The 6,749-nt window shown below is 72.2% G+C and carries 9 protein-coding genes; all 9 read right to left on the minus strand.

Annotated features, from left to right (window positions below; all coding sequences use genetic code 11):
* Window positions 1-505, minus strand: a 505-nt coding sequence (locus tag AB0M52_RS28245) for an amidase family protein (RefSeq protein WP_363959872.1), incomplete at its 3' end; no start/stop codon positions are given.
* A gap of 75 nt (window positions 506-580) precedes the next feature.
* A complete protein-coding gene (locus tag AB0M52_RS28250; RefSeq protein ID WP_363959875.1) occupies window positions 581-1,624 on the minus strand; it encodes an amidohydrolase family protein in 1,044 nt (347 codons plus the stop codon).
* On the minus strand, window positions 1,624-2,148 hold the full coding sequence (locus AB0M52_RS28255; protein WP_111213362.1) for a 3-hydroxyanthranilate 3,4-dioxygenase: 525 nt from the start codon (window positions 2,146-2,148) through the stop codon (window positions 1,624-1,626). The genes AB0M52_RS28250 and AB0M52_RS28255 overlap by 1 nt, the downstream gene beginning before the upstream one ends.
* Entirely contained in the window at window positions 2,141-2,575 is a 435-nt protein-coding gene (locus AB0M52_RS28260; protein WP_363959879.1) for a RidA family protein, read from the minus strand. Before AB0M52_RS28260 ends, AB0M52_RS28255 begins: the two co-directional genes overlap by 8 nt.
* Complete coding sequence (locus AB0M52_RS28265) at window positions 2,572-3,345, minus strand: fumarylacetoacetate hydrolase family protein (RefSeq protein ID WP_363959882.1); 774 nt, start codon at window positions 3,343-3,345, stop codon at window positions 2,572-2,574. Before AB0M52_RS28265 ends, AB0M52_RS28260 begins: the two co-directional genes overlap by 4 nt.
* Window positions 3,342-4,397, minus strand: coding sequence for a 4-hydroxy-2-oxovalerate aldolase (gene dmpG, locus AB0M52_RS28270; protein WP_363959885.1), 1,056 nt, complete (start codon window positions 4,395-4,397; stop codon window positions 3,342-3,344). Before dmpG ends, AB0M52_RS28265 begins: the two co-directional genes overlap by 4 nt.
* Window positions 4,398-4,452: 55 nt before the next feature.
* Entirely contained in the window at window positions 4,453-5,385 is a 933-nt protein-coding gene (locus AB0M52_RS28275) for an acetaldehyde dehydrogenase (acetylating) (protein WP_363959888.1), read from the minus strand.
* A 3-nt stretch (window positions 5,386-5,388) separates the two neighbouring features.
* The gene (locus AB0M52_RS28280; protein WP_363959890.1) at window positions 5,389-6,177 is read right to left on the minus strand and encodes a fumarylacetoacetate hydrolase family protein; all 789 of its coding nucleotides are present in this window, start codon (window positions 6,175-6,177) and stop codon (window positions 5,389-5,391) included.
* On the minus strand, window positions 6,174-6,749 hold a 576-nt coding region (locus AB0M52_RS28285), incomplete at its 5' end, for an aldehyde dehydrogenase family protein (RefSeq protein WP_363959893.1). The genes AB0M52_RS28285 and AB0M52_RS28280, both read right to left, overlap by 4 nt.

Here is a 6,749-nt window from a genome sequence, read left to right on the forward strand (position 1 = left end):
CCACCGGCACCAGGCCCGCGGCCACGGCCGCCGCCGCGCCACCGCTGGAACCACCGGCGGTGTACGCCAGGTCCCACGGGTTGCGGGCCGGCGGGGCCACCAGCCCCTCGGAGTAGAGCGAGCAGCCCAGCTCGGAGGTGGTGGTCTTGCCGAGGCTGACCAGGCCGGCCGCTCGGATGAACCGCACCACGTCGGCGTCGACCGGCGGCACGAAGTCGGCGAACGCGGCGGAGCCGAAGGTGGTGCGGACGCCGGCCGTCAACGTCAGATCCTTGATCGCGGTCGGTACGCCGTGCAGCGGCCCGCGCCGGTCCACCGGTGTCGCGTCCGCGGCCCGTGCGGCCTCGCGGGCCAGGTCCGCGGTGACCGTGACGAAGGCGCCGACCGTGTCGCCGAGCGCGTCGACCCGGTGCAGGTGATGCTCGACCAGGTCCAGGCTGGACAGCTCGCCGCGGGCGATCGCGGCGGCCTGTTCCAGCGCGGTCAGGTCGTGCGGCTCGGCCATGCCGCCATCCTGCCCGCTCAGACCAACCGTTGCCGCCGCGACACGAGCGGCGGAGCGTCAGGAAAGCGTGCCGCTCTAAATACCGACCGTGCCGAGGAAGCGCAGGGCGTTGTGGGAGAGCAGCTGGTCGCGCTGGGCGTCGGTGAGGAAGTCGGCCTCGTGGACCACCCGGCCGACCGGGCGTTCGCCCAGCGGGTACGGGTAGTCGCTGCCCACCAGCACCCGCTCGGCACCCATCGTGTCGACCAGCAGCCGCAACGCGGGAGTCGCGAAGACCACCGAGTCGACGTAGAACCGGTCGACGTAGGAGCTGGGCGGGGCGGCGGAGGCACCGCGTACCAGGTCGCCCCGGCGGTGCCAGGCGTTGTCGGCGCGGCCCAGCCAGAACGGGAAGCTGCCGCCGCCGTGGGCGAAGCAGATCCGCAACGTCGGCGGCACCCGGTCGAAGACTCCACCGAGGATCATCGCCAGCACCGACAGGTGCGTCTCGGCGGGCATGCCGGTGAGCCAACGGGCCATCCACCGGTCGAGCCGAGGGCCGCCTGCCATGTCCCACGGGTGCACGAAGACCGGCGCGCCGACCTCGGCGCAGTGGGTCAGGAAGGTCACGATCCCGGCGTCGTCCAGGTCCCGGTCGCCGACGTGGTTGCCGATCTCCACGCCGACGTGTCCGGCGGCCAGGCAGCGGTCCAGTTCGGCGCAGGCCGCGTCCGGGTCCTGCAACGGCACCTGGCAGAACGGCAGCAGCCGGTCACCGCCGGCCGCGGTGACCTCCAGCGTCAGGTCGTTGAAGATCCGGGCCACCTTCACCGCCTGGTCGGCCGGGCGGTCGTAGCCGAAGAAGACCGGGGTGGGTGAGACCACCTGCACGTCCACCCCGTCGGCGGCCATGTCGGCCAGCCGGGTCGGCGCGTCCCAGCACTCGGCGCCGACCGGCCGGAACTCGGTCTCGCCGACCATGATCATGGCGGCCCGTTCCGAGTCGACCCGCAGCCAGGGCCAGCCGGACCCGCCGCACGCCGCGGCGAGATCCGGCCATCCCTTCGGTACGACGTGCGTGTGCACGTCCACCACCGGGAACCCCGACCGGGCCGGCGGACCGGCGACCGGCTGCGCCATCAGCCCTTGCCCGGGTGCAGCGTGCCGCAGTTGTCGCAGGTGCGGGCCTTCTCGTCGGCGTAGAACGCGCCGAAGACCGGGGGCAGGTCGGCGGCGATGTCGCGCACCTGCAACTCGACCTCGTGCACCTTGTGCCCGCACTCGGGGCAGTACCACTGGAACTTCTCCAGCGTCCCCTCCGCGCGGACCCGCTCGACCACCACGCCGATCGAGCCGGGCTCCGGCCGCTGTGGCGAGTGCGGCGTGTTGCGCGGCAACATCCACATCTGACCCTCGCGCACGTGCACCGTACGCGGCCCCTCCGGGGTCATCAGGTTGACGTGCATGTTGCCCTTGACCTGGTAGAAGAACTCCTCGTACGGGTCGACGTGGAAGTCGGTGCGCTGGTTCGGCCCGCCCACCACCATCACGATGAAGTCGTCGGAGCCGGGAAACATCTCCTTGTTGCCCACCGGCGGCTTGAGCAGGTGCTGGTTCTCGGCGATCCAGCCGGGAAAGCTGAACGGCTCGGCGATCTCACTCACGACTACCTCCTCGGGGAAGCAGGGCCACGGCTTGCATCTCGATCAGCAGGTGCGGATGCGGCAACTGGTGCACGGCCACGGTCGTCCGGGTCGGCCCGGTGGCGTCGAAGAACTCCGCCCACACCTCGTTGTACCCACCGAAGTCATTCATGTTGACCAGGTACGAGGTCACCTGCACCAGGTCGGTCAGCTCGGCACCGACCGAGCGCAGCAGGTCACCGATGTGCTCGATGACGGCGCGCGTCTGCACCCGGATGTCCAGGTCGGTCGTCCCGAACTCGTCCACCGACACACCGGCGAAGCTGTTGTCCGGCCGCCGCGACGACGTACCGGAGACGAACACGAATCCCCCGGCCACCTTGACGTGCGGGAACGCCCCCCGTGGCACGGCTTTGCCAGCCACCACCCGAGCCCCATCACCACTCACGACGATGCCTTCAGCGAAGCGGTGCCGAGCTTCTCCACGACCGCCCGCACCTGAGCACCCGGACGCAGCGGCACAGCTGCCGTCGCCGCGCCGGCCAGGAACACCCAGCCCTCGCGCAGCCGCACGCCGTGCCGCCCAGCCAGCCGGATGCCCTCGTCCAGCGCGCGGCGCGGATCGCCGAGGATCGCCGCCGTCGAGCCGACCTGCGCCAGTCGCCCGTCGACCTCCAGCAGCACGCCGAGGTTCTCCAGCCCGTCCGGCACCGGCGACCACGGCCCGACCACGAACGCGGCGGCCGAGGTGTTGTCGGCGACGACGTCCGGCAGCGAAAAGCTGAAGTTGGCGTACCGGGAGTCGATCAGCTCGATCGCCGGGGCGACGGCGCGCACCGCGTCGGTGAAGTCGCCGACCGGCTCACCGGGCTCGGGCAGCCGGTCGAGCAGGAACGCCACCTCCGGCTCGACCCGGGGGTGGATGAAGTCGGTCACGTCGACGGTGCCGCCGTCGGGCACCCGCATCGCGTCGGTGAGCCGACCCCAGATCACCTCGTCCACCCCGACCTGGGTCATCTTCGCCTTGCTGGTCAGCCCCATCTTCAGGCCGACCAGCCGCTCACCCCGGTCGAGGCGACGCTGCAGCAGCGCGGCCTGCACCGCGTAGGCGGCGTCGACGTCGAGGCCGGTCTCGGCGGCGAGCTGCGGGATCGCAGTGGCCGTGTCGGCCGCCGTGCCCAGCGTCGCCGCGATACCCGCGATGTCCGGCCCGATCATGAGTCTCCCCTGCCCGCGAGGTCCAGCGCCACATCCACGATCATGTCCTCCTGCCCGCCGACCATCCGCCGCCGGCCCAGCTCGACCAGGATCGAGCGGACGTCCACCCCGTACTTCGCCGAGGCGCGTTCGGCGTGCCGCAGGAAGCTGGAGTAGACGCCGGCGTACCCCAGGGAGAGGGTCTCGCGGTCGACCTGGACCGGCCGGTCCTGCAACGGACGGACGATGTCGTCGGCGGCGTCCATCAGTGCGAAGACGTCGCAGCCGTGCTTCCAGCCGTGCAGTTCGGCGACCGCGACGAAGACCTCCAGCGGCGCGTTGCCGGCCCCGGCACCCATCCCGGCCAGGGAGGCGTCCACCCGGACCGTCCGGCCGGCCGGCGACCCGACCGGACCGTCGCCGGCGACTCGGCCGTGCTCGACGGCGACCACGCTGTTGGCCACGCCGAGCGAGAGGTTGTGGTGCGCGTGAATGCCGATCTGCGTGCTCGGCTCCAGCACCTGCCGGTACGCGTCGACCCGCTGCGCCACGTCGGACATCAGCAGCCGGCCGCCGGAGTCGGTCACGTAGACGCAGTGCGCTCCGTACGACTCCATCAGCTTGGCCTGCGCGGCCAGCCCGGCCGGATCGTTCATGTGCGACATCATCAGGAAGCCGGCCACGTCCATGCCGTTCTCCCGGGCCCAGGTGATGTGCTGCGCCGAGATGTCCGCCTCGGTGCAGTGCGTGGCGATGCGGACGCTGGTCACCCCGAGCGCCTTGGCCGCCTTCAGGTCGGCGATGGTGCCGATGCCCGGCAGCAGCAGGGTGGTCAACCTCGCGTTCGTCATCACCTCGGCCGCCGCCGAGATCCACTCGGCGTCGCTCGCCGCGCCGTGGCCGTAGTTGACGCTGGACCCGGCCAGGCCGTCACCGTGCGCCACCTCGATCGCGGCCACCCCTGCGGCGTCCAGCGCGGCGGCGATGGTGCGGACCTGGTCCACCGTGTACCGATGGCCGATGGCGTGCATGCCATCGCGCAACGTCACGTCCTGGATGTACAGCTCGCTCACCGGAGCCCCCTTTCGTTCGCGACTGCGGGGCTCCGCTCCGCTGCACTCCTCGCGCTCATGCGGGCACCCCCTTCGCGGCCAGGGCCACCAGCCGCTCCGCCGTGCGCAGCGCGGCCGAGGTCATGATGTCCAGGTTCCCGGCGTACGCGGGCAAATAGTGCCCGGCGCCGGAGACCTCCAGGAAGACCGAGACCTGGAGGCCGGTGAGGTGCCGCCCCAGCGACGGCACGAAGGTGTCCACCCGGTCGAACTGCACGTCCTGCTTGAGCCGGTACCCCGGGACGTACTCCTGGACGGCGGCCACCATCGCGGCGACCGAGTCGGCGATGGCGGACCGGTCGGCGTCGGGGTCCGGGCAGAGGCAGTAGACGGTGTCGCGCATCAGCAGCGGCGGCTCGGCCGGGTTGAGCACGATGATCGCCTTGCCCCGGTCGGCTCCACCGACCACCTCGATCGCCCGGGCCGTGGTCTCGGTGAACTCGTCGATGTTGGCCCGGGTGCCCGGGCCGGCGGAGCGCGAGGCGATCGAGGCGACGATCTCGCCGTACGCCACCGGGGTCACCCGGCGCACCGCCGCGACGATCGGCACGGTCGCCTGCCCACCGCAGGTGACCATGTTGACGTTCGTCTCGCCCAGGTGCTCGTCCAGGTTGACCGGGGGCACCACGTACGGGCCGATCGCGGCCGGGGTCAGGTCGACCACGGTACGCCCGTGCCCGCGCAGCACCGCGTCGTTGTGCCGGTGGGCGCCGGCCGAGGTGGCGTCGAAGACCAGCTCGACGTCGGCGAACTCGGGCAACGCGACCAGGCCGTCCACGCCCTGCGCGGTGGTCGCCACACCGAGCCGGCGGGCCCGGGCGAGGCCGTCGGAGGCCGGGTCGATGCCGGCCATGGCCACCATCCGCAGGCCCGCACTCAGCCGGAGGACCTTGATCATCAGATCGGTGCCGATGTTGCCCGACCCGATCACCGCCACGCCAGTAGCCACTGGTCACCGTCCGTTCGAGAAGCAGGTCCGTACCGAGCCGAGGCCGGAGATGCGGGCCTCGTACGCCGCGCCCGGCGTGACCGCCACCATCGGCCCGAGCGCGCCGGAGAGCACCACGTCGCCGGCGCGCAGCGGGTCACCGGCGCGGGCCATCGTGCCGGCCAGCCAGCCCAGCGCGTGCAGCGGATTGCCGAGGCAGGCCGCGCCGGCACCGACCGACACCGGCTCGCCGGCGTGTTCCAGCACCATCCCGCACAGCCGCAGGTCCACGTCACCGAGCCGACGCGGCGTGGTGCCCAGCACGAACAGACCGCTGGAGGCGTTGTCCGCCACCGTGTCCACGATGGAGATGTCCCAACCGGCCACCCGGGAGTCGACGATCTCGATGGCCGGCAGCACGTGGTCGACGGCGCGCAGCAGGTCGGCGCTGGTGACCCGGCCGTCGGGCAGGTCGGCACCGAGCACGAAGGCGATCTCCGCCTCCACCCGGGGCTGGAGCAGCCGGTCGAGGGCGACCTCCACGCCGTCGGGCACCGCCATCGCGTCGGTGAGCACGCCGAAATCCGGCTCGTAGACCCCGAACCCCTCCTGCACCGCCCGGGAGGTCAGCCCGATCTTCGCGCCCACCCGCCGCTGCCCGGACGCCAGCCACTCGCGTACCTGGAGCTGCTGCGCCCGGTACGCGGCCTCGACGTCCCCCTCCGGGAGCAGCCGCCCCCGCAGCGGCGGGCAGGGCTTGCCGCTCCCCCGGGCCTCGGCCAGTTCCTGGGCCGCCGACTCGATATCAGTCATGAGAGATCCACGCAGACGTTGGTGAGTTCGGAGTAGAAGTCGAGCGAGTGCACGCCGCCCTCGCGGCCGATGCCGGAGGCTTTCACCCCGCCGAACGGGGTGCGCAGGTCACGCAGGAACCAGGTGTTGACCCAGACGATGCCGGCGTCCAGTCGCGCGCCGGCCCGGTGCGCCCGGCCCACGTCCCGGGTCCAGACCGTCGCCGCCAGGCCGTAGTCGGTGCCGTTGGCCAACGCGTACGCCTCGTCCTCCGAATCGAACGGGGCCACATGCACCACCGGGCCGAAGATCTCCTCCCGGTTCGTCCGGGCGTCCGGGCCCAGCCCGGTCAGCACGGTCGGCTGCACGTACGCGCCGCCGTCGCGGGCGTCGCCGAACCTCGGCACCCCGCCGCCGGCCAGCACCTGTGCGCCCTCGGCCCGGGCCAGGTCGTAATGGCCGAGCACCTTGTCCCGGTGGGCGTGCGAGATCAGCGGCATGTTCACCGTCGCCTCGTCCGCCGGCCAGCCGTACGCCAACTCGTCGGCGCGCTTGGCCAGCCGGGCGGTGAACTCCTCGAACACCGGCCGCTG

Origin of the sequence: Micromonospora sp. NPDC051296, assembly GCF_040682255.1 — a bacterium.
GTDB classification, from domain to species: domain Bacteria; phylum Actinomycetota; class Actinomycetes; order Mycobacteriales; family Micromonosporaceae; genus Micromonospora; species Micromonospora craterilacus.

Coding starts and splice junctions, on each gene's coding strand:
- AB0M52_RS28280 (WP_363959890.1), bottom strand. CDS start 6,177: ATGACTGATATCGAGTCGGCGGCCCAGGAACTGGCCGAGGCCCGGGGG.
- AB0M52_RS28265 (WP_363959882.1), bottom strand. CDS start 3,345: ATGATCGGGCCGGACATCGCGGGTATCGCGGCGACGCTGGGCACGGCG.
- AB0M52_RS28250 (WP_363959875.1), bottom strand. CDS start 1,624: ATGGCGCAGCCGGTCGCCGGTCCGCCGGCCCGGTCGGGGTTCCCGGTG.